This window comes from Shewanella algidipiscicola (genome assembly GCF_900380485.1).
GTDB lineage: Bacteria > Pseudomonadota > Gammaproteobacteria > Enterobacterales > Shewanellaceae > Shewanella > Shewanella algidipiscicola.
This window is the reverse complement of the sequence record NZ_OXJV01000017.1, coordinates 352680-378212: the sequence shown is the minus strand read 5'-3', so window position 1 is coordinate 378212 and position 25533 is coordinate 352680. Positions and strand designations below refer to the sequence as shown.

The following is a 25533-nucleotide window of genomic DNA, read 5'->3' as shown; positions in this document are numbered from 1 at the left end:
TGCCATTGTTCAAGCACTTCTCGGTCAGTCCAGCAATTTGCGGTCTCGATGTCAATACGTAGCACCACATGAAGGTGATTCGACATTACGGCAAATGCTGCCACATCAATGGCAAAAGCCGCTGCAAGCTCAAACAACAGCGATTCAATCCAACTGCGGCGATGATCATAATTTTTCCCCGAATAGGCATCATCACCACATAAAAAGGCGCGCCTCACTACACGGCTACAACAATGATAATAGGGTGTGTCTTCAAGACTAATTTGGGTACGGCGAGGGCGTGGCATAACAACCTCCTTGTCTAATGCTCCTTCAAAGCTTAGTAGAAGGTCGTTTCTGATGCACATTAACTATGGGTGGCTATTTATTTTGTTTGTTGGTTATAATGTGGAGCGAAGCGGAACCTAACCAACTGTTTTAGTTCCGTTTAAATGCATTGTTAGCACTTTAAGGCGTCTGGTATTACTAAACTGTAAGTTTCATTGCGCAACGGTATTGTTTCGGCAACCCTACTTCAATTTCATGCTCGATCAACGATTTCAGTCTGTCGTTTAGCTTATTAACATTTAAGGTTATAAATCCTAACTTTCTATAATAATTCGCGTTCCATGGGACATTGGAGAAAGTCGTTAATGTAAGGTCCTTGTTTTCATTTTCAGCTAAATTAATAACATAGCTTAATAGCTGGTTTCCTATACCTTTCCTTTGGTGGTTATAATCTACAGCAAATTCTGATATGTGAATTGAAGACTCATCCTCAATTTTTTCTAAACATATAAAGCCTACAATTTTTGAATCAAGCTCTGCTAACCACACGCCATTGTTTCTAACAGCTCGTTCATAAAACTCTTTGCTATGTAAGGGCAAATTTTCTGGTAAACAACTCAAAAATTCGACTGGCATTGCAGAAAAGACAGCACCTGACTCTTTTTCGACATGAACCATTTGGGAAATATCGCCCAGAATAGCCCTACGTATCTTTAGGTTATTCACCTTTTCACACTGATTCATCACTCAATCCTTATGATTAACAATTTAATTTATCAACTCTCAGCTAATATGCTCTTAGGTGCTAACGATCTAGTTCACGAGCCGAAGGTCTCGTGTAACGGCTTGTTCTTTACTTTCGGAGAGAGGAGGTTATCGCTACTCAATCCGTGAGTTCATATTCCATGCCCTTGGGGCTGATGTGAGCCCCCAGCGGCGTGAGGGAAGCATCGCTGCTTTACTTGAAGACTCTTGCAGGTCTCTTTGAAAGCTTCGCTTTACGAGCCTTAGCAAGGGCCTTCAAGCTATCATAAATGAGGCGTTTCTTCCATCGCGTTTGGCTCTATCTATGCCTTCGGCTAGACTGAAATATCACTTCTTGTTTGCTAAAAATCGTCTACCGCAGGTCAAGAACATTTTATTAGTGCGCATGCGCACATATTTGGCAAAACGCGCATGCACATTTAATAAACCTATTATTTAAAGTTTACTAAATTAAAGCTATTGATTTATAAGCACTCTATCAGAACAACGTTGGATAAACGAGCATGAAAATCTGCAAAGTGAGCATTGGCATTGGTGTTGAATCGAAAGTAATCAGTGATTGTCACTTATAGATTAGTAATAGTAGGTCAATAGTCTCGTCACTGTTCTGTACTGCTTATCGCCTGTAACTCACAAAGGGGTATAACCACGTTAGCTTTTAACTCACAACTCGCACCAAGTGAAGCTAAATCGAAGAGACAGAATAACCCGGTGTAGATGCGGCTGAGGGTATCGAAAACAGGGACGTTTTCGTTAAGCGGCCATGGACGGCGCAAAGCGCCCCGAAGCAGTATCTGCACATAAGGTCGTTCCGTCACATCCATGTGATCACGACACTCGTATATCCATATACATCACCGCCGCAGGCTATTAACTACAATGAAGGTTCGATTTTAAACACACTTGCCAAGCTCCCGCTAAGCCGAAGAAAAAATGTCAACACCTTCATTCGAAGGCTAAGATACTTTTGTCCAAAAATAATTTTGCTTTTAACGGTTCTGTGGATACCAATTACGGCTAAATCGAAGAGAGTGATAAGTCGGCGTAGATGCGGCTGTGATCTTCGATTTCAGGAGTGAAATCGCAGAGCACCGAGGGATGATTCTTTTCAAAAAAGAGCGCCAGCGGTGCCGAAGAAGCACTAGTACGTAAGCATGCTGCAAGCAATTGGTTGCCATGAGCATGAGGGTTAACACTACCATTAGATAGCTGCGAATAAAAAAGGCACTCAATGAGTGCCTTTTAACGTTTAGCAAAAATCGTATTGATTAGCCGCGTTTGTCCAAATCGACAAAGCTACGCTCAGGTGAGCCTGTGTATAGCTGACGTGGACGACTGATCTTGTGACCAGGCTGATCTAGCATCTCTTTCCAGTGGGCAATCCAGCCAACAGTACGTGCCAGTGCAAATAGCACGGTAAACATACTGGTCGGGATGCCGATGGCTTTCATGATGATGCCCGAATAGAAATCGACATTCGGATACAGCTTCTTAGACACAAAGTACTCATCTTCAAGTGCAATGCGTTCAAGCTCCATCGCCACATCAAGTAGCGGATCGTTTACTTTAAGTTCGGCAAGCACTTCATGACAGGTTTCACGCATCACTTTAGCGCGTGGGTCGAAGTTCTTGTAAACGCGGTGACCAAAGCCCATTAGGCGGAAAGGATCGTCTTTATCCTTAGCGCGTGCAATAAACTCAGGGATACGATCAACTGTGCCAATCTCTTCAAGCATGTTTAAACAGGCTTCATTGGCGCCGCCGTGAGCCGGACCCCAAAGTGAGGCGATACCCGCTGCGATACACGCAAATGGGTTAGCTCCAGAAGAGCCCGCTAAACGAACAGTAGAGGTTGATGCGTTTTGTTCGTGATCGGCGTGAAGGATAAAAATACGATCCATCGCGCGTTCAACAATTGGATTTACCTTATATTCTTCGCACGGTACAGCAAACATCATGCTTAGGAAATTACCCGCGTAACTTAGGTCGTTGCGTGGATAGATAAAGGGTTGGCCAATTGAGTATTTGTAGCACATGGCTGCAATCGTTGGCATTTTAGACACTAAACGGAACGCGGCGATTTCGCGGTGATGTTCATCGTTAACGTCTAAAGAGTCTTGGTAAAACGCAGATAATGCGCCCGTCACACCACATAGCATGGCCATTGGGTGGGCGTCACGGCGGAAACCACGGAAAAACGAAGCCAGTTGCTCGTTAACCATAGTATGAGTCTTTACCGTGTAGACAAACTTATCGTATTGGGCCTTAGTGGGTAACTCACCGTAAAGCAATAGATAACAAAGATCTAAATAGTCTGATTCGACGGCTAATTCGTCGATTGCGTAACCACGGTGTAAAAGTATACCTTGGGCGCCATCAATATAAGTGATAGCTGATTCGCAGGATGCTGTCGCTAAAAATCCTGGGTCAAATGTAAAGTGACCTTTGCTACCTAGTTTGCTGATGTCGATAACATCAAATCCTGCTGTTCCTTTTTTGATAGGCAGGTCAATCGAATCGTTCCCTGGTAGTTCCAATTTGGCTATATTATCAGCCATACCCCGTTCTCCTTACTTCATTCTTATGTGAGTGCGGCTTTGTCAAACGCCAATACTTTACAGTGAATCTAGATCACATTTCAATTTAAATAAGCGTTTAAATTCGTTAGACCATGGTCTTAAATTGGCTGAAGCCCTTATCAATACAGGAACTTGGCAGATTTTTTTACCAAAAAAACAAAATTTGCATAATGTGATGTTTGTATTTGACATTTCGGCGGCGTATACTTGCCTCGGCTCGAAAGAGCTACAAACAAACCAATTCATAAACCATTTTTCACAAGCTTAATTTAGTGGTTTTTGAATTAGTTAACAGTTTGTTTAAACTTTTCTTTTGTGGCGAGACGAGGTAGTAAGTTTGCTTGCTGATCAAATTTCGTTCGAAAGGGGTTCGATAACAAAAATAATGCTCAATGGAGCAGAAGTGAGCAGAACGTGAAAAAGCAAAGACCTGTCCATCTAGATCTGCAGACCATTCGCTTTCCTGCAACAGCGATTGCGTCAATCCTACACCGTGTATCCGGTGTTATCATGCTGTTTGCCGTAGGCATTCTTATCTGGATGTTGAGTGAATCACTCGCATCTGCTGAGAGTTTCGCTGGCATACAATCTCTGTTTGATAACTTATTCGTTAAGTTTGTCGTCTGGGGAATTCTAACCGCGCTGGGTTATCATCTTGTGGTTGGCGTACGCCACCTCATCATGGATACTGGACGTTGGGAAGAGTTAGACTCAGGTAACGCTTCAGCGAAAGCCGCCTTCGTTATTGCCGCGGCACTGTCAATCATTGCGGGGATTTGGGTATGGTAACAAATGCAGCAAGTCTTGGGCGCAGTGGCGTTCATGATTTTATTCTTATTCGTGCTAGTGCAGTTATCCTTACTTGTTACACTATCTTTTTAGTAGGATTTATCGCCGCTAGTTCTCCTCTCACTTATGACGTCTGGCATGGTCTATTCAGCACTCTGCCGATGAAAGTGTTTACATTACTGGCGCTGGTTGCCTTATTAATCCACTCATGGATTGGTATTTGGCAGGTGCTGACAGACTACGTGAAATGCGTCAGTTTGCGTGGTGTACTCCAATTCGTCTTCGTCGTGGCTGCCTTCTCTTATTTGGCTGCTGGCATTGTTATTGTGTGGGGTGTTTAAGTGAGTATTCCAGTTCGTGAATTTGATGCAGTTGTTATTGGCGCAGGTGGCGCTGGTATGCGCGCTGCACTACAGATTTCTAAAGAAGGTAAAAGCTGCGCGCTGTTATCTAAAGTGTTTCCAACGCGTTCTCATACCGTGTCAGCGCAAGGTGGTATTACCGTAGCGCTGGGTAACGCCCATGAAGATCACTGGGAACAACACATGTACGATACCGTGAAAGGTTCCGATTTTATCGGTGACCAAGAAGCGATTGAATTTATGTGTAAAACCGGTCCTGAAGCCATTATCGAACTCGAGCAGATGGGTTTACCATTCTCACGTTTTGACAATGGTAAGATTTACCAGCGTCCGTTTGGTGGCCAGTCGAAGAACTTTGGTGGTGAGCAAGCGGCACGTACCGCAGCAGCCGCCGACCGTACAGGTCATGCATTATTACACTGTCTTTATCAGCAGAACGTTAAGCACAAGACTGAAGTGTTCTCTGAGTGGTATGCACTGGATCTAGTCAAGAATGATGACGGCGCGATTGTCGGTTGTACTGCAATCGAAATCGAAACTGGTGAAATCGTTTATTTCAAAGCCAAGGCCACGATTCTCGCGACTGGTGGAGCAGGGCGTATCTACGCTTCTACCACTAACGCACACATTAATACTGGTGACGGTATTGGTATGGCGATGCGCGCTGGCGTGCAGATGCAAGACATGGAAATGTGGCAGTTCCACCCGACGGGTATTGCTGGCGCCGGTGTTTTGGTGACCGAAGGTTGCCGTGGTGAAGGTGGATACCTGCTCAACAAAGACGGCGAGCGTTTCATGGAGCGTTATGCACCAAACGCGAAAGATTTGGCATCACGTGACGTGGTTGCACGTTCAATGATGACTGAAATTCGTGAAGGTCGTGGCCTCGATGGTCCATTAGGGCCACACTGTCTGTTGAAACTTGACCACTTAGGTAAAGAAACCTTAGAAGCGCGTCTTCCGGGTGTGTGTGAACTGTCTCGTACCTTTGCTCACATCGATCCCGCCGATGGTCCAATCCCAGTTTTACCGACCTGTCACTATATGATGGGTGGTTTACCTGCGAAAGTCAGCGGTCAAGTGATTCGTAAGAATGAAGATGGCAGCGAGCAAGATGTCGTCGGCTTATTTGCTGTCGGTGAAATTGCCTGTGTATCCGTACATGGTGCAAACCGCTTAGGTGGTAACTCACTACTCGACTTAGTGGTATTTGGTCGTGCTGCGGGTCAACACTTAGGAAAAGCGCTTGACGCCACTGCCGATCCAAAAGATGCGACAGATGCCGATATCGCTAAGTCGCTTGAGCGCCTAAACCGTTGGGAAAACAATAAGGACGGTGAAGATCCAGCCACAATCCGTAAAGATCTGCAGTTATGTATGCAGCTTAATTTCTCGGTATTCCGTAGCGGTGACGCTATGGCTGAAGGTCTGGCTGAACTTAAGGCTATTCGCGACCGTTTGGCTAATGCTAAGCTGTCTGACAACTCACAAGAGTTCAATACGCAACGTATCGAATGTCTTGAGCTAGACAATTTAATGGCAACGGCGTTAGCCACAGCCTATGCAGCTAACTACCGTACTGAAAGTCGTGGTGCGCATTCACGTGAAGATTACCTTGAGCGTGATGATGAAAACTGGCTGTGTCACAGTCTGTTTGACCCAGTGACTGAGCAGATGACTAAGCGTGATGTGAACATGGAGCCCAAGCTTCGTACCGCGTTCCCGCCAATCAAGCGTACTTACTAAGGACTGTCAGATGAATTTAAAGATTGCTATTTATCGCTATAATCCTGACGTAGACACTAAGCCTTACATGAAGGATTACACGTTGGAAGTGGCTGACGGTACCGATATGATGGTGCTTGATGTACTGATGCAACTTAAAGTGCAAGATCCAACATTGGCGTTCCGCCGTTCATGCCGTGAAGGTGTGTGTGGTAGTGATGGTGTCAACATGAACGGTAAGAACGGTCTGGCGTGTATCACGCCAATATCGACCTTTAAGGGTAAGACTATTGAGATCCGTCCACTACCAGGCATGCCTGTGGTACGTGATCTGATTGTCGATTTGACTCAGTTCTACAAACAGTACGAAAAGATTAAACCTTATTTGATTAACGATGAAAAAGCGCCTGCGCGTGAACATCTGCAATCACCTGAAGAACGTGCACACTTAGATGGTCTATACGAGTGTATTATGTGTGCTTGTTGTTCTACAGCCTGTCCATCGTTTTGGTGGAACCCAGACAAGTTTATCGGTCCAAGTGGCCTATTACATGCTTATCGATTCCTTATCGATAGCCGTGATACCGCGACTGAAGAGCGTTTGTCTGAGCTTGATGATGCATACAGCGTATTCCGTTGCCATGGCATCATGAACTGTGTGGATGTTTGTCCGAAAGGATTGAATCCGACTAAAGCCATTGGACACATTAAGTCAATGTTGCTTAAGAGAGCAGTGTAAATGCAACAACTTGAGCTGATTCTAATAATGATATAGCTCATGAAGAGTCACTTCTTCTTTGAGAGGAAGTGGCTCTTTTATGTAATGGAACTACACATGTGCCGTACAATCTGGATTCTCGGGGCGGCAGATAGATTGCAATTGCAGTGCGATTAACTGGGATTGCATTTTTAAGACTTTGGCTAAACACGTGTATAAAGTTTGAAAGGAATAGAAATGCACCAAGGCATCATGAAAGCCTGGCTCGATTCGTCTCACTTAAGTGGTGCGAACTCGACCTATGTAGAAGAGATGTATGAAGCCTATCAAGAAGACCCACAGTCAGTATCAGACGACTGGCGCGCGGTATTTGATAACCTCCCATATGCCAACGGCGCAACAGATGCGCCCGAAGCTGCCCACTCAAAAGTACGTGAATATTTTCGTAGTTTAGCATTAGAAGGCCGCCATAAGAGCTCAGCTCGTATTACCGACCCTGATGTGGATGCTAAACAAGTTAAAGTCCTACAGTTGATCAACGCTCACCGTTTCCGCGGTCACCAGAATGCGAATCTGGATCCCCTCGGTTTATGGAAGCGTGAAACCGTCACTGAACTGGACCCAGCCTTCCACGGGTTAACTAGCGATGATATGGAGCGTGAATTCAACACAGGTTCATTTGCTCACGGTGGCGACACCATGAAGCTAGGTGATCTTGTGAATGCACTGAAAGCCACCTATTGTGGTGCTATCGGCGCTGAATACATGCATATCACAGATACCGATGAGAAACGTTGGATCCAACAACGTTTGGAGCCATCCTTAGGTAGAGCTAATTACGATAAATCCACCAAACTCCGTATTCTCGAAGGCCTTAACGCCGCCGAAGGTATGGAAAAATACCTCGGCGCCAAGTTCCCCGGTGCTAAGCGCTTCTCACTAGAGGGCGGTGACGCACTCGTGCCTATGATGCGTGAAATCATCTATCGTGGTGGCCAAGCCGGTACCAAAGAGATGGTCGTAGGTATGGCTCACCGTGGTCGTTTAAACCTACTGGTTAACATTCTCGGTAAAAAACCGTCAGAGCTGTTCGATGAGTTTGCTGGTAAGCACAGCGACGAATTACATGGTTCAGGCGACGTTAAGTATCACCAAGGTTTCTCCTCTGATTTTGAAACGCCAGGTGGCAATGTTCATCTAGCCCTTGCGTTCAACCCATCGCACCTTGAGATCGTTAACCCTGTGGTGATGGGCTCTGTTAGAGCACGTCTCGATCGCCGTGGTTGTAAAACAGGTCTGCAAGTGATGCCCATCACCATCCATGGTGACAGTGCTATTGCAGGTCAGGGGATAGTACAAGAGACATTTAATATGTCTCAAACCCGTGCCTTTAAAGTGGGCGGCAGTATTCGTATCGTGGTCAATAACCAAGTGGGCTTTACCACTAACTTGACTGAAGATACTCGCTCAACAGAATACTGTACCGATATCGCTAAGATGGTGCAGGCGCCTATTTTCCACGTTAATGCTGATGATCCTGAAGCGGTAGCCTTTATTGCGCAGCTGGCGGTTGATTACCGTAACGAGTTTAAGCGTGATGTGGTTATCGATCTGGTTTGTTATCGTCGTCATGGCCATAATGAGGCCGATGAGCCAAGCGCAACGCAGCCATTAATGTATGCCAAGATTAAAAAGCATCCTACGCCGCGTAAGATTTATGCCGATCGTCTTATCGAAGACAATACGTTAGCCGCTGATGAAGTCACAGGCTTGATCAACGACTACCGTGATGCGTTAGATAAAGGTGATTGCGTCGTTAAAGAGTGGCGCCCAATGACGCTACATACGGTTGACTGGACGCCTTACCTTAATCGCGAATGGGACGAAACCTACCCAGGTGAAATGTCTATCGAGCGTCTGCAAAATCTGGCTGACAAGTTAAGCTATGTGCCTGAAAATCACAAGTTACAGTCACGTGTCGCCAAGATTTATAAAGACCGCGTTGCCATGGCAAAGGGTGAAAAGCTGCTTGACTGGGGTTTTGCTGAAACCTTAGCTTACGGCTCAATCCTTGAAGATAACAAGCGTGTGCGTATTACGGGTCAAGACTCAGGACGCGGCACCTTTTTCCATCGCCATGCAGTATTGCACAATCAAAACGATGCTACGGCTTATCTGCCACTGCGTAATGTGGCTGACGAGCAAGGCCCTATCGATATCTCCGATTCGGTATTGTCTGAAGCGTCAGTACTCGCGTTTGAATATGGCTACGCCACAGCCGAGCCTGGCGGATTAACGCTTTGGGAAGCCCAGTTTGGTGACTTCGCTAACTGCGCGCAGGTAGTGATTGACCAGTTCTTGTCATCGGGTGAGCAAAAATGGGGCCGCCTATGTGGCTTAACCATGCTGTTGCCACACGGTTATGAGGGGCAAGGTCCAGAGCATTCCAGTGCGCGTCTAGAACGTTTCTTGCAACTTTGTGCTAACCACAATATGCAAGTGTGCGTGCCATCAACGCCTGCGCAGGTTTATCACATGCTGCGTCGCCAAGTGGTACGTCCTATGCGTCGTCCACTGGTGGTCATGTCGCCTAAATCTCTACTGCGTCATCCGTTAGCTGTCTCGAGTATGGAAGAGCTTGCCACTGGCACCTTCCAAAACGTGATTGCAGAGATCGATGAGCAAGATAGCAGCAAGGTGGATCGCGTCGTGTTCTGTAGTGGTAAGGTGTACTTTGAGCTGCTTGAAAAGCGTCGCAAAGAGAATCTTACCAATATCGCCCTGATCCGTGTCGAGCAATTGTATCCGTTCCCACATGAGGACATGGTACAAATCCTGGCGCAATATCAGCACGTTAAAGATTTCGTTTGGTGTCAGGAAGAGCCGCAGAACCAAGGTGCCTGGTATTGTAGCCAACACCATTTCTGGGCGGCGATTCCAGCAGGCGCACAGTTAACCTACGCTGGCCGTGAAGCATCTGCTGCCCCGGCTTGTGGTTACCCAGCACTGCATGCTCAGCAGCAAGAATCTCTAATAAATAGCGCATTAAAACTGTAGTAATTGATAATTTAAAAAGGATAGCTTTCCATGAGTATCGAAATCAAGGTACCCGTACTGCCAGAATCAGTTGCTGATGCAACCATCGCCACTTGGCACGTTAAAGCTGGCGAGCAAGTGACTCGTGATCAAAACTTGGTTGATATCGAAACCGATAAAGTGGTACTTGAAGTGGTTGCGCCAGAAGATGGTTCAATCGTTGAGTTTCTAGCCGAAGAAGGCGACACCGTTCTAGGTGAAGCTGTGATTGCTAAATTTGTTGCTGGCGCGGTTGCCGGTCAAGAAGTGACTAAGGCGCAAGCCGAAGCTCCACAAGAAGCAGCAAGTGATGAGTCAAACGATGCGCTAAGCCCATCAGTTCGTCGTTTAATCGCCGAGCATAATGTTGATGCGGCTAAAGTTAAAGGCACTGGCGTGGGTGGACGTATCACTAAAGAAGACGTTGAAGCCTTCGTGAAATCTGCACCTGCAGCTAAGCCTGCATCAGCGCCGGCTGCTGTTGTTGCGCCTTTAGGTGAGCGCAGTCAAAAACGTGTTCCTATGACACGTCTACGTAAGACTATTGCCAATCGTCTACTTGAAGCGAAGAACTCAACAGCCATGTTGACCACCTTCAACGAAGTGAACATGAAGCCTATCATGGACATTCGTAAGCAGTATCAAGAGGTGTTCGAGAAGCGTCATGGTATTCGTCTAGGCTTTATGTCTTTCTACGTCAAAGCCGTGACCGAAGCGCTAAAACGTTTCCCTGAAGTCAACGCCTCTATCGATGGTGATGATCTTGTTTATCACAACTATTTCGATGTGAGTATCGCCGTTTCGACGCCACGTGGTTTGGTGACGCCAGTACTGCGTGACACAGATACCATGAGCCTAGCTGATATCGAACGTAACGTGCGTGAATTGGCGCTTAAAGGCCGTGACGGTAAGCTGACGGTTGAAGATATGACTGGCGGTAACTTTACCGTGACTAACGGTGGGGTGTTTGGCTCGCTAATGTCGACGCCTATTTTGAACCTGCCACAAAGTGCGATTTTGGGCATGCATGCCATCAAAGATCGCCCAATGGCAGTGAATGGTCAGGTTGAAATCCTGCCTATGATGTACCTTGCACTCTCTTACGACCACCGCATTATCGATGGCCGTGAGTCTGTTGGCTTCTTGGTTGCCATTAAGGACTTCCTCGAAGACCCAACTCGTCTACTACTCGACCTGTAAGACGACGTTGATTCGATGTCCATCGCTTTGGTGGGCATCACCCTCGCTACTGGCTCCTATGAGCTGGTTGGATTTGATAAGAAGTATACGGATAGATCATCATGAATTTGCATGAGTATCAGGCAAAATCCCTATTTGCCGAATATGGTTTACCAGTGTCAGAAGGTTTTGCTTGTGATACCCCTCAAGAAGCGGTAGAAGCGGCAGGCCATATTGGCGGTGATATGTGGGTTGTTAAGTGTCAAGTACACGCAGGCGGCCGTGGTAAAGCAGGTGGCGTTAAAGTTACCGGCGATAAAGAAGAGATTAGAGCATTCGCTGAAAATTGGTTAGGTAAGAACCTTGTGACTTACCAAACTGACGAAAAAGGTCAGCCAGTTGCTAAAATCTTAGTCGAAAGCTGCACCGATATCGCTAACGAACTTTACCTTGGCGCTGTTGTTGACCGTGCGACTCGTCGCGTGGTGTTTATGGCATCAACTGAAGGTGGTGTTGAGATTGAGACTGTGGCTGAAGAAACGCCAGAACTCATTCACAAAGCCATTATCGATCCGCTAACGGGTCCACAGCCTTACCAAGCACGTGATCTTGGCTTCAAGTTGGGTTTAAACCCAACACAAATGAAGCAGTTCACTAAAGTGTTCATGGGTCTGGCTAAGATGTTTAACGACCATGATTTCGCACTGCTTGAGATCAACCCGCTGGTTATCACCACCGAAGGCAACATTCACTGCCTAGACGGTAAGATAGGTATCGATGGCAACGCATTGTTCCGTCAACCAAAAATCCGCGACATGCACGATCCATCACAAGATGACGCGCGTGAAGCACATGCGGCTAAATTTGAGCTTAACTATGTTGCCCTAGACGGTAACGTAGGTTGCATGGTAAACGGTGCTGGCCTAGCAATGGGTACAATGGACATCGTTAACCTACACGGCGGCAAGCCAGCTAACTTCCTAGACGTTGGCGGCGGAGCGACTAAAGAGCGCGTAGCTGAAGCATTTAAGATCATTTTGTCTGACGACAACGTTAAAGCGGTTCTTGTGAACATCTTTGGCGGTATCGTACGTTGTGACATGATTGCCGAAGGCATCATTGGCGCAGTGAAAGAAGTGGGTGTTGAAGTGCCAGTGGTTGTTCGTCTTGAAGGTACTAACGCTGATCTCGGTCGCGAAGTATTGGCTAACTCTGGTCTTGACATTATTGCAGCCGAGTCACTAACTGACGCTGCTGTTAAAGTTGTTGCTGCTGCGGAGGGCAAATAATGTCTGTATTAATCAATAAAGATACCAAGGTCATTTGCCAAGGTTTCACTGGTGGTCAAGGTACTTTCCATTCTGAGCAAGCTATTGCGTATGGCACTCAAATGGTTGGTGGTGTTTCTCCAGGAAAAGGCGGTCAGGTTCACTTAGGTCTGCCCGTATTTAATACTGTTAAAGACGCAGTGGCTGAAACGGGCGCAACAGCAACCGTTATCTATGTACCAGCCCCTTTCTGTAAAGATGCCATTCTTGAAGCTATCGACGGCGGCATCGAGCTAATCGTTTGTATTACTGAAGGCATTCCTACTCTGGATATGCTGCAAGTTAAGGTTAAGCTTGAAGAGACTGGCGTTCGCATGATCGGTCCTAACTGCCCAGGTGTTATCACCCCGGGTGAATGTAAGATTGGTATCATGCCTGGTCACATCCACAAGCCTGGTAAAGTCGGCATTGTTTCTCGCTCTGGTACGCTAACGTACGAAGCGGTTAAGCAAACCACTGACGAAGGTTTCGGCCAATCAACTTGTGTTGGTATTGGTGGTGACCCAATTCCTGGCACTAACTTCATCGACGTATTGGAAATGTTCCAAAACGATCCACAAACTGAAGCCATCGTGATGATTGGTGAAATTGGTGGTACGGCTGAAGAAGAAGCGGCTGAATATATCAAAGCTAACGTGACTAAGCCTGTTGTCTCTTACATTGCTGGTGTGACTGCACCAGAAGGTAAGCGCATGGGTCACGCTGGTGCGATCATCGCTGGTGGTAAAGGTACTGCAGAAGATAAGTTTGCAGCACTAGAAGCCGCAGGCGTAACTACCGTACGTTCACTTGCTGATATCGGCAGTGCACTACGTACTAAAACAGGTTGGTAATCTTACCCACTTGTAAAAAGGCGCCTTAGGGCGCTTTTTTTGTGGGTTATTTTTGATCGTTTAGCGGGATAACCCACGGCTAAAGCCATTACACGCCGGTATTTTGCCTCTGTTTTGTCAGTTGTTATGTCAGTTAATCGTGCCATGTTTTATATCAGGCTGTCATATAACTGTATTTATATAAAAACGCATTTTTTTGCTGCTAAAAATTATTGAACAGCAAAAATTCCTATGATAAAAATTGCCGCGAAAAAGAGACGACATGATGTCAGTGGGCGTCAGGTCATCGTCCCAATTAACGTGTTATCCAAATGCAATGAAGGAGAGATATTATGAAGCAGCTGTTTGGTGCAATGATAGCTTGTACTTTATGCCTTGGTGCGACTCACTCTTTTGCACATGAGAAGCCCCCCGTCGATGCTAAACCGCTTTCTGAAGTGATAAAGGCATTAGAAGCGCAAGGCTATTCGCCCATTACTGAAGTCTCTGTTAAAAGAGGCCAGTGGGAAGTGGAAGCTTACAAAGATGGGGTAGAGCGTGAACTGCGCATCGATCCCATTGATGGTAAAGTTATTTCAGATAGATTAGACGATTAAGCCGAGGTCATGTCTGGGTAAATTTGGCTTTAAAGTGTCAGTAACACGTTTTTGATAAGTACAGTCATGCCGAGGGTGACCGCCACGTTTAGGCATTGTCTTCTTAGGCCTATGCATTGACTCCTCAAATGTGAAAAGCAACCAATGAAAAAGGGATCCTAGGATCCCTTTTTCATATCAGCTCTTGAGCCTTGGGGCTATCAAGATAAAGCTGCGATTAATTTAGCAATATCGCCTCTGGCCTGTTAACCATTAAGCATCGCCGTGATCGCACTCATCATTAGTGCAAACCCCGTAGAGATAGAGGCTATGATTGGTTAATTTAATATTGTGTTTCATCGCGATTTCATCTTGACGACGTTCAATCATGTCATCAGAAAATTCAATCACCTTGCCGCAAGATAAACAGACTAAGTGATCGTGATGATGTTGTGATGATAATTCGAAAACCGCTTTGCCGCTCTCGAAGTGATGCCTAGTGACAATGCCTGCATCATCAAATTGATTTAATACACGATAAACGGTGGCTAACCCAATTTCTTCACCAATATCGAGTAGCTTTTTATATAGTTCTTCTGCACCGATATGTTGATTTTCGGGTCCTTGCATCAGTTCGAGGATCTTGACTCGTGGTAAGGTGACCTTTAATCCCGCTTTCTTTAGCGCTTGATTTCCATCTGTCATTATAAATCTCTTGATTGCAGAACCATTAGCAAAGCCAATAGAGGTTCAGTTGTTGATATTGGGAACCATTATAGGGTCTGAATTTAAAAACTTAAACCTTTGATCTTGCATATTGTTCGCTTAGGCAGCAAATAGACAATAATAGGCTGTTTTGTTGTAAAAAATAATGAATTTTACACATACTTTTTATAGTGTTATTTATACTTATGCCCAATACAGCTCACCAGTGAGTTCTGGCAGGCTTACATTAAACATCCGTGTATTGGCATATGGCACAGAGTCAGTATTGAGCTAACGATAACAAGAATAAGGAAAGCAGATGTATCGGCAGATCGTGATATTAACCGGGGCAGGCATCTCGGCCGAGTCGGGGCTCAGAACCTTTAGGGATCAAGACGGGCTGTGGGAAGAGCATAAAATCGAAGATGTGGCGACCCCAGAAGGATACGCGCGTGATCCTGAAATGGTAGAGCGCTTTTATAATGAACGCTGGCAGCAGCTGCATGATGGCCATATCGAACCTAATGAGGCACATAAGGCGCTCGCCAGGCTCGAACAAGAGTTTGATGGCCAGCTACTTGTAGTGACGCAAAATATTGATGACTTGCATGAAAGGGCGGGGTCTCGCCGCTTACTGCATATGCACGGCGAGCTCACTAAAGGCCGCTGTCCGCGTTCACAACAGACCTTTCTATTGACAGATCATTTTGGGGTAAACCATACCTGCACCTGTTGCATACCGGCCCAGCGCCTGCGGCCTCATGTGGTGTGGTTTGGTGAAATGCCTATCGGACTAGACCGTATTCAACATGCACTGGACACCTGTGATCTATTTATTGCCATCGGCACCTCGGGGACGGTTTATCCGGCAGCCGGATTTGTCGACACGGCTAACCATCATGGCGCACAAACGGTTGAAGTCAATATTATGCCCGCCGATCGCCACAGTCAGTTTCAATATCATCTGCAGGATAAGGCCAGCCGCATTTTGCCGCACCTGGTGGATACGATTTTGCGTGGTGACAAGATTAACGATGAGCTAATAGGTGCGCCGCAGTAATGCAATTAGATATAGAGCTTGATACAAGCGCCGCGCTTGATGGGATGCTGGCCAGTCAGAATGTTCAGGCTGACAAGTTAGCGATTATCATGCGCGGCTTGCCTGGCAGCGGTAAAAGTTATTGGGTCGAACAGTTTATTGCAGCGCAGCCTCCGGCAGTAGCGCAACAAATAAGGCAGCGGGGTTATTTTTCGACCGATAACTTATTTTATCAACAGGGGCAGTACCAGTTTAATGCCAGTCGGTTGAGTGAATACCATCAACGCAATTTAACCCTGTTTATTCAGGCGTTGGCACGGAGTGAGCCGATTGTTATCTGTGATAATACCAATATGGCCTATTGGGAATACATGGCCTACGACGCGGCGGCAAAGGCGCTAGGGTATCGGGTGCGTATTGTGTTAATTGGCAAGCCGCTGAATGATGCGCATCAGCAAATGTGCGCCGAGCGTAATCAGCATGGGGTGGGATTAAAGCAAATTCGCGCTATGGCCAAACAATTTGAAGATTTTTAAATCGGCAAGTTTGGTGGCTGCATTGCAGCAAGAATATAACAACTGAGATAAGGACGTGCCGTTTGACGGGTAAATTAACATTAGCGTTATTGAGCGATATTCACTGCAGCGCGGCGCAGCAAGCCATCGCCTGCGTGTTGGATACGTTAACAGAGGCACATTTGCCTAGCGCAGATCCTATTAAAGTGGGTTATCTTGCCTCTGCGCATGAGCCTGAACGGGATTATTACAGGCAAACCCAAGTGGCCTATGCTGCACTCGGCGCTGAGCTTTGCTGTTATACCGACCTGCAACAAGACTATTCGGCGTCCGCATTACAGGCTTTATGCCAATGTGATGCGATTCATCTTGCTGGCGGTGACACCTTTGCGTTTCTTGCCGCTATACAGCAGCGCGGTGCGATGGAGTGCTTGCAAGCCTTTGCGGCAAAGGGGGCGGCAATGATCGGCTTAAGCGCCGGAGCGATGTTAATGACACCAAACATTACTTCAGCCTCTTTATGTGGCGATCACAACCAAGTGCAACTGGACAACTTGTCGGCGTTAGGCTTATTACCCTACCAATTTGTTCCCCATGTTGATTTTAGCCAGCATGGGGTCGATATCAGCGTCGCGGCGGCTCAGCTTATCGCGTCACAAGAATTGGCTCAATATCCGCTAATTTTATGCGCCGATAGTGATGCTCTGGTCTATCGAGAACAGCAGCTAATCGGTTTTGGTCAACCGTTATTGTTTGACGGTGTAGCCTTGATGGCGCTCACTTAATGAGTGCCGATAACTTGATCTTATGCCTAGCTTTTATCGATAGCCTTTCACTGGCACTTTTAATTTAAGTTTTTGATTTTTAATGGTGTAAATTTTTACCGTTCAAATTCGCTTGTCTTTATCGTGGCAGGTGTCCTCTCTTTATCTGCCAGCAATCTTTTTGGCCATTCATGCACATTACGCCAAAGTGTAAATCCAGACTGACAAAACCTTAGACTAAAGTTATACCATTTTGGCGAGTTAACACTTGCTTTACGTTCGCGTAAACGTCACAGTGATATTATTTGAAATTGATCACAGTTCGTCACGTGGTATCAACATGTGGTTCGAGCAAAAAATACCGAGATGGAGCGGAAGATGACTAACGAGCAAACAAATCAAGATATCGTGATTGTGGCAGCTAAGCGCACGCCAATGGGCGGCTTTCAAGGCGCACTGTCGAGCGTGGCATCGCCAACACTGGCAGCCACAGCCATCAAAGGCTTGATGGATTTCACTCAGCTTGCAGGCAATGATGTTGATGAAGTGCTCATGGGGTGTGTTTTGCCAGCGGGTCTTGGTCAAGCGCCGGCCCGTCAAGCCACTTTAGGCGCCGACTTGCCATTATCAGTGGGTGCCACCACAGTCAATAAAGTCTGTGGCTCTGGGATGAAAACGGTGATGTTAGCCCATGATCTAATTAAAGCAGGCAGTGCCAATGTTGTTATCGCCGGCGGCATGGAGAGCATGAGTCAAGCGCCTTACCTACTCGATAAAGCCCGCGGTGGCATGCGTATGGGGCACGGTAAAGTGATGGATCACATGTTCCTCGATGGCCTTGAAGATGCCTATACCGGCGGTGCAATGGGTACCTTTGCTCAAAAGACCGCCGATGATTTTTCTATTAGCCGTGAAGCGATGGATAACTTTGCGCTAAGTTCACTGCAAAAAGCCAATGCTGCGATTGAAACGGGTGCGTTTAAAGCTGAAATTACCCCTGTAACAGTAAGTAGTCGTCGTGGCGATCTGGTTATCGACACCGACGAGCAACCTGGTAATGCACGCCCTGAAAAAATCCCCACACTGCGCCCCGCATTTGCCAAAGACGGTACTATCACGGCGGCCAACTCCAGTTCAATTTCCGATGGCGCGGCGGCACTTATGCTCATGACCCGTGAGCAAGCCGAGCAGCGAGGGCTTGAGGTGCTGGCAACCATTAAGGGACATACCACTCATGCCCAAGAGCCATCGATGTTTACGACAGCCCCAGTCGGCGCCATGACTAAGTTGCTCGACAACGTCAGCTGGAATAAAGCCGATGTTGATCTCTTTGAGATCAACGAAGCCTTTGCCATGGTCACCATGCTCGCCATTTCAGAACTCGGATTGGATGAAGCTAAAGTTAACGTTAACGGCGGCGCCTGCGCGCTTGGACACCCGATAGGCTGCTCTGGTGCGCGGGTACTGGTTACCTTAATCCATGCCTTAAAGGCTAAAGGGCTTAAGCGTGGTGTGGCATCTTTATGTATCGGTGGTGGTGAAGCTACTGCGATGGCGATTGAAATTTAATCCATTTGCTCGGGCTAATCATCTGTTAGCCCATTGGCAAAACCTCTGTTAACGGTGTGAGTTTTTAGTTGTCACTTACATTTTTGTCTTAGTTAAAAAGATCTTAGGAAAGCAATATGACGATTCAAGTTAAACATTACATCGATGGTGAATTTACTTTAGGCCAAGGAACGCAGCAGATCTCGGTAACTAATCCGGCCAATAATGCAGTGATAGCGACCATTAATGCGGCAACGCCATCAGAAGTGGAAACGGCCATTGCCAGTGCGAAACACGCCTTTGCTACCTGGAAAGAGGTGCCAGTATCAGAGCGTGCGCGGGTCATGTTTCGCTATCAACATCTGCTAAAAGCCCATCATGATGAAATTGCCACGATTCTAGCTCAAGAAACAGGGAAAACCTTTGAAGATGCCAAAGGCGATGTGTGGCGCGGCATCGAAGTGGCTGAGCATGCCTGCAACATTGCTAACCTCATCATGGGCGAAACCGTTGAAAATGTGGCGCGCAGCATCGATACCTATAGCTATACCCAGCCTTTGGGGGTTTGCGCCGGTATCACGCCGTTTAACTTTCCCGCGATGATCCCATTATGGATGTTCCCTTTGGCGATCGCCTGCGGTAATACCTTTGTGCTTAAGCCGTCGGAGCAAGATCCGATGACGCCACAGCGTCTTGTAGAACTGTTTGAAGAAGCGGGCGCGCCCAAAGGGGTGTTGCAGCTCGTTCATGGCGATAAAACCGCGGTCGATGTGCTGCTGACCCATCAAGATATTAAAGCCATTTCTTTTGTTGGGTCCGTTGGCGTTGGGCAATACATCTACAAGACGGGTACCGACAATCTTAAACGTGTGCAAGCGTTCGCCGGCGCTAAAAACCACTGCGTGATCATGCCTGATGCCAATAAACAGCAAGTGATCAATAACTTAGTCGGTGCATCGGTTGGTGCTGCGGGGCAGCGCTGTATGGCGCTGTCGGTGGCGGTATTTGTCGGTGAAGCGAAAAACTGGATCCCCGAGCTGCGTGATGCTATCGCAAAGGTGAGACCCGGCTTATGGGATGATAAAGAGGCTGCCTATGGCCCCGTTATCAGCCCCGCCGCGAAAGCGCGCGTATTGAAATTAATTGCTCAAGGCAAAGCAGAGGGCGCCGAATGTTTACTCGATGGCAGCGATTTTACGGTCGAAGGCTATGAGAGTGGCAACTGGGTTGGCCCGACCATGTTCACCAATGTGACCACGGACATGAGCATCTACCAAGAGGAGATCTTTGGTCCCGTGCTGTGCTGCATGGAAAGTGACACCCTTGAAGAGGCGATTGAGATAGTCAACGCCAGCCCTTACGGCAACGGTACCTCTATCTTTACGGCTAGCGGCGCGGCGGCCCGTAAGTATCAGCATAATATTGAAGTGGGTCAGGTGGGAATTAACGTGCCAATTCCTGTGCCACTGCCTTTCTTCTCATTTACCGGTTGGAAAGGCAGTTTCTATGGCGATCAGCACGCCTACGGTAAGCAGGCGGTGCGTTTCTACACTGAGACTAAGACCATCACCGCACGCTGGTTTGAGTCGGACATCTCAGATGCTGAGCATCACGCGCCGAATATGACCATAGCATTAAAATAGGAGAGCCTTGCGCAGGAGGCTGCCGAGCTGTTTGTGTGGGGGCTAAGTTTCTGCTTAGCCCCCATGGCGTAAGGCGCTGCTTGGGCACAACCCTTAACCTTATATTCTACAATCAACAAGCAATGCACCAATATAATCAAGTCGTTAACCAGCAATATAACGGCGAATAATCACAGGTGCACAAGGAGTTAATCAGATGGATTTTAATCTGAATGAAGATCAACGTCAGTTTGCCGAGCTGGCAACCCAATTTGCCAATGAAGAGTTGGCTCCCTTTGCCGCTAAATGGGATGAAGAACATTACTTCCCAAAAGAGGTGATTCAAAAAGCCGGCGAGCTGGGCTTTTGCGCTTTGTATTCGCCAGAATCGGAAGGCGGCATGGGATTATCTCGCCTCGACTCATCGATTATTTTCGAGCAGTTATCTATGGGCTGCACCGCCACCACGGCGATGTTGACTATTCATAATATGGCCACTTGGATGATCACCAGCTTTGGCTCGCAAACCCTGCGCGATGAGTGGTCAGCGCCATTAACCACAGGCGAAAAACTGGCGTCTTACTGCTTAACTGAGGCGGGCGCGGGCAGTGATGCGGCGTCACTCAAAACCAAAGCTATTCGTGAAGGCGACGAATATATGATCTCTGGCGCTAAGATGTTTATCTCTGGCGCGGGCGCGACCGAAATGTTGGTTGTGATGTGCCGCACCGGTGAAGCCGGTCCTAAGGGGATCTCCGCCATTGCCGTACCAGCAGACACCGCAGGGATTAGTTACGGCAAAGCCGAAGACAAGATGGGCTGGAACGCCCAGCCAACCCGTGAAATTACCTTCGATAATGTACGAGTGCCTGTGAGCAATCTGTTAGGCGAGGAAGGGCAAGGTTTTACGTTTGCCATGAAGGGCTTAGATGGCGGCCGCATCAATATTGCCACCTGCTCAGTGGGCACGGCGCAAGCGGCGCTGGAACGCGCGACCCAATATATGAACGAGCGTCAACAGTTTGGTAAGCCGATTGCGGCGTTTCAAGCGCTGCAGTTCAAGTTAGCCGATATGGCGACCGAGTTGGTCGCCGCAAGGCAAATGGTGCGTTTAGCCGCTTTTAAACTCGACAGTGGCGATCCTGAAGCGACCGCTTATTGCGCCATGGCAAAACGGTTTGCCACCGATATTGGCTTTAGCGTTTGCGATAGTGCTTTGCAGCTTCACGGCGGTTACGGTTATATCCGCGAATACCCATTAGAGCGCCATTTCCGCGATGTGCGCGTGCATCAAATACTTGAAGGCACCAATGAAATCATGCGGTTGATCATTGCCCGTCGTTTGCTCGATGAGAATGCAAACCCAATCCTGTAATTGTGACCAAGGAGAGTAAGAATGAGTGCCATTATTGAAACCATTGTTGGCCACACGGCTATCTTGACCATGAACAATCCGCCTGCAAACACGTGGACGGCTGACAGTTTACAGCTGCTTAAGCAAAAAGTGAGTGAACTTAACGCCAACAAAGATATTTACGCGTTAGTGTTAACGGGTGAGGGCGACAAATTCTTTAGTGCTGGTGCCGATCTCAAACTGTTTGCCGATGGTGATAAAGGCAATGCGGCTACCATGGCTAAACATTTTGGCGAAGCGTTCGAAGCCCTCAGCGGTTTTCGTGGTGTCTCGATTGCCGCAATCAACGGCTATGCCATGGGGGGCGGTCTCGAGGTGGCGCTTGCCTGTGATATTCGCATCGCTGAAGCGCAAGCTGTGATGGCATTGCCTGAGGCGACCGTCGGCTTACTGCCTTGCGCGGGGGGCACGCAAAATCTCACTGCCTTAGTCGGGGAAGGCTGGGCTAAGCGAATGATCTTATGTGGTGAGCGTGTCGATGCCGATAAAGCATTGCAACTGAGGTTGGTCGAGGAGGTCGTGGCCAAAGGTGGCGCGCTCGATGCTGCAATGACGCTGGCGGCCAAAGTGGCCAACCAGAGTCCAAGCAGCGTGACTGTATGTAAGCAGTTGATTCAAGCGGGCCGTTCTATGCCACGTTCTCAGGCGCTGCCGCTGGAGCGAGAATTATTTGTTGGCCTGTTTGACACCCAAGATCAGGCCGAGGGGGTTAATGCGTTTTTAGAGAAGCGCCCAGCAAAATGGACCAATAGCTAATGAGTATTGAGCAAAGCAATAGCGTGATATTTCAAACCTTAGGCACCTTATCGGGCATGCAGATCGGGGTGGCCACGCTGAACATGGAAAAGGCGCTTAATGCGCTCAATATGGAGATGATCCAGGCGCTGACGCGTCAACTGACTGCGTGGGCGCAAGATGATGCCATCGCCATGGTGGTGTTAGATGGTGCCGGTGAGAAAGCCTTTTGCGCCGGTGGCGATGTACGCGCCCTGTATCACGCCGCTAAAGAGACGCCGGGTGAAGTGACCGAGATGGCGAGGGTGTTTTTTACCGACGAGTATCATTTAGATCATCTACTGCACACCTTCGATAAACCGGTTTTGGTGTGGGGCGATGGCATAGTGATGGGCGGCGGCCTCGGACTCATGGCTGGCGCCAGTCATCGCATTGTCACCGAAAAATCGCGCATCGCCATGCCAGAGGTGACCATTGGACTTTACCCTGATGTGGGGGGCAGTTATTTCTTAAATCGTATGCCTGGCCATATCGGCCGTTTTCTCGGCATGACCGCTTATAATATGAATGGTGCCGACGCTCATTTTGTGGGGCTGGGCAATCATTATTTGAATAGTGCCGATAAAGAGCCCTTATTGGACGCGCTGTCGAGCGTCGATTGGGAAGCCGATATTGGGGCCAATCATACTAAACTCAATGCATTAATTGAGGCGATGTCGGGTCGCTGTGCTATCCCGATGGGCCCCAGCACATTGGCCGATAATCAAGGGTTAATTGATGAGTTAATGAGCGGTGATTTAGCCCAGATCATGGCCAAAGTGACAGCGGCGCAACATCAGCTACCTTGGCTTGAACGGGCAATAAACACCCTGTTGGCGGGCAGCCCGCTGAGTCTGCATCTGGTGTATGAACAATCACGTTTAGGCACAGAGTTATCACTTGAACAAGTGTTTCAGTTTGAGCTTGGACTGAGCTGCAACTGCTGCGCGATAGGTGATTTTGTCGAAGGGGTGCGCGCACTGCTTATCGATAAAGATCGCCAGCCGCAGTGGAAGTTCGCCAGTGTTGACACTGTGCCAGAGGCGGCAGTATCGGCGCTGCTGACGTCCCCTTGGGCGGCGGCAGAGCATCCGCTTGCCACACTAGGCCAATAATGGCCCATAAGGTCGATGGGGTGATTTCGCCCCGCGACCATTACCCTATCAACTTAGCCCCTATAAGGAGCGAAATATGAGTACGGTTGCATTTATTGGTTTAGGTAACATGGGCGGCCCAATGGCGGTTAACCTAGTAAAAACGGGTTTTACCGTTAAAGCGTTCGATCTGTCTAAAGATGCGCTGCATCATGTGAGTGAGCAAGGCGCCATCCCAGCGCCGAGTGCCTGCGCCGCTGCGGCAGCGGCCGATATCGTGGTCACCATGTTACCTGCGGGCAAGCATGTGCGCGCCTTATACCTTGGCGACGATACCAATAAAGGGATTATCGACGTGGTTGGCCAAGGTACCTTATTGATCGATTGCTCGACCATTGATGCCCAGAGCGCGCGTTTTGTTGCCGAGCAAGCCAAAGCTAAAGGGTTAGAATTTATCGATGCGCCCGTATCGGGCGGTACCGCCGGCGCGAGTGCTGGCACGCTTACGTTTATCTGTGGCGGTAGTGACAGTGCCTTTGACCAAGCCCAAGGGGTATTAAATGCCATGGGTGCGAATATATTCCACGCGGGCGCCGCTGGCGCTGGGCAAGTGGCTAAGATCTGCAACAATATGTTGCTGTCGGTCTTAATGGTTGGCACCAGTGAATCATTACAGATGGGGATAGATCATGGTCTTGATCCACAAGTGCTTTCTGAGATCATGAAAGTCAGTAGTGGTGGTAATTGGGCGCTAGATAAATATAATCCCTGTCCAGGTGTGATGCAAAGCGTGCCGTCATCGAACGGTTACCAAGGCGGTTTTATGGTGGATTTAATGGTAAAAGACTTAGGCTTGTCGCAAGAAGCGGCGCTGCTGTCTAATTCCAGTACCCCTATGGGATCCTTGGCACGCAGTTTATATGTCAATCATGCCCGCCAAGGTAACGGTAAGCGTGATTTTTCGAGTATTTTTGAGCAGTTTAATAACAAAGGGTAAGTTGATGGATTTAAAAGATAAGGTAGTCGTCATCACAGGTGGCGCAGGCGGACTTGGTTTTGCGATGGCACAAGAGTTAGCGGCTGCTGGGGCGAAATTGGCGCTTATCGATGTCGATCAAGAAAAACTCGAACGCGCCTGCGCCGATATTGGCGCGGCGACCGAAGTTCAAGGTTACGCTTTTGATATCACCGATGAAGAAGATGTCGTGGCGGGGTTTGGCTACATCTTAGAAGATTTCGGGCAAGTAAATGTGTTAATCAACAATGCTGGTATTTTGCTCGACGGCATGTTGGTCAAAGCCAAAGATGGCAAGGTGACCGACCGTATGTCATTTGCGCAATTCCAAGCGGTGATCAATGTGAATCTGACGGGGTCATTCTTGTGTGGCCGTGAAGCGGCAGCCGCCATGATTGAATCACAGCAGCAGGGCGTGATCATCAATATCTCCAGTCTTGCTAAGGCCGGTAATATTGGTCAAACCAACTATGCGGCGTCAAAGGCCGGTGTCGCTGCGATGTCGGTTGGTTGGGCGAAAGAGCTCGCGCGCTATAATATTCGCAGCGCAGCCGTAGCACCCGGTGTGATAGAAACCGAGATGACAGCGGCCATGAAGCCAGAAGCGCTTGAGCGTCTTGAGAAGATGGTGCCGGTTGGCCGTTTAGGTCAAGCGAGTGAGATAGCCTCAACGGTTAAATTTATCATCGAAAACGATTATGTTAACGGCCGAGTATTTGAAATCGACGGTGGCATTCGTATTTAAGTTAACTGTTTTGATTCACCAAGCAAAACGGGCGTATGCCCGTTTTTTGTTGGCCCATTTCATCAATGAGCTAAATGAGTGATACTTAACCAGCTTGTTCCGT

General features: G+C 47.9%; 22 protein-coding genes and 1 pseudogene. 19 read left to right on the top strand and 4 right to left on the bottom strand.

Features of this window, described 5'->3' with window-relative positions; all coding sequences use genetic code 11:
- The 3 genes and pseudogenes from DN599_RS13870 to DN599_RS13860 form a co-directional block, all read right to left on the bottom strand.
- Positions 1 to 287 (bottom strand): annotated as a pseudogene (locus DN599_RS13870) (transposase); the annotation flags it as partial.
- A 178-nt stretch (positions 288 to 465) separates the two neighbouring features.
- Positions 466 to 1011, bottom strand: coding sequence for a GNAT family N-acetyltransferase (locus DN599_RS13865; RefSeq protein WP_110458171.1), 546 nt, complete (start codon positions 1009 to 1011; stop codon positions 466 to 468).
- Between the two features lie 1289 nt (positions 1012 to 2300).
- Positions 2301 to 3590 carry a citrate synthase gene (locus DN599_RS13860; RefSeq protein WP_110458170.1) on the bottom strand — a complete coding sequence of 430 codons (1290 nt, stop codon included), beginning with the start codon at positions 3588 to 3590 and terminating at the stop codon, positions 2301 to 2303.
- Positions 3591 to 4025: 435 nt separating this feature from the next.
- Here DN599_RS13860 and sdhC point away from each other — a divergent pair, with 435 nt between their 5' ends.
- The 9 genes from sdhC (at position 4026) to DN599_RS13815 (ending at position 14216) form a co-directional block, all read left to right on the top strand.
- The gene (gene sdhC, locus DN599_RS13855; protein ID WP_110458169.1) at positions 4026 to 4400 is read left to right on the top strand and encodes a succinate dehydrogenase cytochrome b556 subunit; all 375 of its coding nucleotides are present in this window, start codon (positions 4026 to 4028) and stop codon (positions 4398 to 4400) included.
- Positions 4394 to 4741 carry a succinate dehydrogenase, hydrophobic membrane anchor protein gene (sdhD, locus tag DN599_RS13850; RefSeq protein ID WP_110458168.1) on the top strand — a complete coding sequence of 116 codons (348 nt, stop codon included), beginning with the start codon at positions 4394 to 4396 and terminating at the stop codon, positions 4739 to 4741. Before sdhC ends, sdhD begins: the two co-directional genes overlap by 7 nt.
- Positions 4742 to 6508 (top strand): succinate dehydrogenase flavoprotein subunit, encoded by a 1767-nt coding sequence (gene sdhA, locus DN599_RS13845; protein WP_110458167.1) that lies wholly within the window; start codon positions 4742 to 4744, stop codon positions 6506 to 6508.
- Between the two features lie 10 nt (positions 6509 to 6518).
- Entirely contained in the window at positions 6519 to 7226 is a 708-nt protein-coding gene (locus DN599_RS13840; protein ID WP_110458166.1) for a succinate dehydrogenase iron-sulfur subunit, read from the top strand.
- Between the two features lie 216 nt (positions 7227 to 7442).
- Positions 7443 to 10262, top strand: coding sequence for a 2-oxoglutarate dehydrogenase E1 component (gene sucA, locus DN599_RS13835; protein WP_110458165.1), 2820 nt, complete (start codon positions 7443 to 7445; stop codon positions 10260 to 10262).
- Positions 10263 to 10292: 30 nt separating this feature from the next.
- Positions 10293 to 11480 (top strand): 2-oxoglutarate dehydrogenase complex dihydrolipoyllysine-residue succinyltransferase, encoded by a 1188-nt coding sequence (gene odhB / locus DN599_RS13830; RefSeq protein ID WP_110458164.1) that lies wholly within the window; start codon positions 10293 to 10295, stop codon positions 11478 to 11480.
- A gap of 101 nt (positions 11481 to 11581) precedes the next feature.
- Entirely contained in the window at positions 11582 to 12748 is a 1167-nt protein-coding gene (gene sucC / locus DN599_RS13825; RefSeq protein WP_110458163.1) for an ADP-forming succinate--CoA ligase subunit beta, read from the top strand.
- Positions 12748 to 13620, top strand: a complete 873-nt coding sequence (sucD, locus tag DN599_RS13820; RefSeq protein WP_110458162.1) for a succinate--CoA ligase subunit alpha — start codon at positions 12748 to 12750, stop codon at positions 13618 to 13620. Before sucC ends, sucD begins: the two co-directional genes overlap by 1 nt.
- A 332-nt stretch (positions 13621 to 13952) precedes the next feature.
- Positions 13953 to 14216: a PepSY domain-containing protein gene (locus DN599_RS13815; RefSeq protein ID WP_110458161.1), complete on the top strand. Its 264-nt coding sequence runs from the start codon at positions 13953 to 13955 to the stop codon at positions 14214 to 14216.
- Positions 14217 to 14468: 252 nt separating this feature from the next.
- Here the strand turns inward: DN599_RS13815 and fur are convergent, their stop codons facing one another.
- The gene (fur, locus tag DN599_RS13810) at positions 14469 to 14900 is read right to left on the bottom strand and encodes a ferric iron uptake transcriptional regulator (RefSeq protein WP_110458160.1); all 432 of its coding nucleotides are present in this window, start codon (positions 14898 to 14900) and stop codon (positions 14469 to 14471) included.
- A 319-nt stretch (positions 14901 to 15219) separates the two neighbouring features.
- Here fur and cobB point away from each other — a divergent pair, with 319 nt between their 5' ends.
- The 10 genes from cobB (at position 15220) to DN599_RS13760 (ending at position 25430) form a co-directional block, all read left to right on the top strand.
- The gene (gene cobB / locus DN599_RS13805) at positions 15220 to 15960 is read left to right on the top strand and encodes a Sir2 family NAD+-dependent deacetylase (protein WP_110458159.1); all 741 of its coding nucleotides are present in this window, start codon (positions 15220 to 15222) and stop codon (positions 15958 to 15960) included.
- 44 nt (positions 15961 to 16004) lie between these two features.
- Positions 16005 to 16475: an AAA family ATPase gene (locus DN599_RS13800; protein ID WP_110458196.1), complete on the top strand. Its 471-nt coding sequence runs from the start codon at positions 16005 to 16007 to the stop codon at positions 16473 to 16475.
- 62 nt (positions 16476 to 16537) lie between these two features.
- A complete protein-coding gene (locus tag DN599_RS13795; RefSeq protein WP_162599212.1) occupies positions 16538 to 17239 on the top strand; it encodes a Type 1 glutamine amidotransferase-like domain-containing protein in 702 nt (233 codons plus the stop codon).
- A 357-nt stretch (positions 17240 to 17596) separates the two neighbouring features.
- Entirely contained in the window at positions 17597 to 18787 is a 1191-nt protein-coding gene (locus DN599_RS13790) for a thiolase family protein (RefSeq protein WP_110458157.1), read from the top strand.
- Positions 18788 to 18903: 116 nt separating this feature from the next.
- Positions 18904 to 20409, top strand: coding sequence for a CoA-acylating methylmalonate-semialdehyde dehydrogenase (locus DN599_RS13785; protein ID WP_110458156.1), 1506 nt, complete (start codon positions 18904 to 18906; stop codon positions 20407 to 20409).
- A 196-nt stretch (positions 20410 to 20605) separates the two neighbouring features.
- Entirely contained in the window at positions 20606 to 21763 is a 1158-nt protein-coding gene (locus tag DN599_RS13780) for an acyl-CoA dehydrogenase family protein (RefSeq protein ID WP_110458155.1), read from the top strand.
- 21 nt (positions 21764 to 21784) lie between these two features.
- A complete protein-coding gene (locus DN599_RS13775; RefSeq protein ID WP_110458154.1) occupies positions 21785 to 22558 on the top strand; it encodes an enoyl-CoA hydratase in 774 nt (257 codons plus the stop codon).
- A complete protein-coding gene (locus DN599_RS13770; RefSeq protein ID WP_110458153.1) occupies positions 22558 to 23691 on the top strand; it encodes an enoyl-CoA hydratase/isomerase family protein in 1134 nt (377 codons plus the stop codon). The genes DN599_RS13775 and DN599_RS13770 overlap by 1 nt, the downstream gene beginning before the upstream one ends.
- Positions 23692 to 23767: 76 nt before the next feature.
- Positions 23768 to 24667 carry a 3-hydroxyisobutyrate dehydrogenase gene (mmsB, locus tag DN599_RS13765; RefSeq protein ID WP_110458152.1) on the top strand — a complete coding sequence of 300 codons (900 nt, stop codon included), beginning with the start codon at positions 23768 to 23770 and terminating at the stop codon, positions 24665 to 24667.
- Between the two features lie 4 nt (positions 24668 to 24671).
- Positions 24672 to 25430 (top strand): SDR family oxidoreductase, encoded by a 759-nt coding sequence (locus DN599_RS13760; RefSeq protein ID WP_110458151.1) that lies wholly within the window; start codon positions 24672 to 24674, stop codon positions 25428 to 25430.
- Positions 25431 to 25533: the final 103 nt, after the last annotated feature.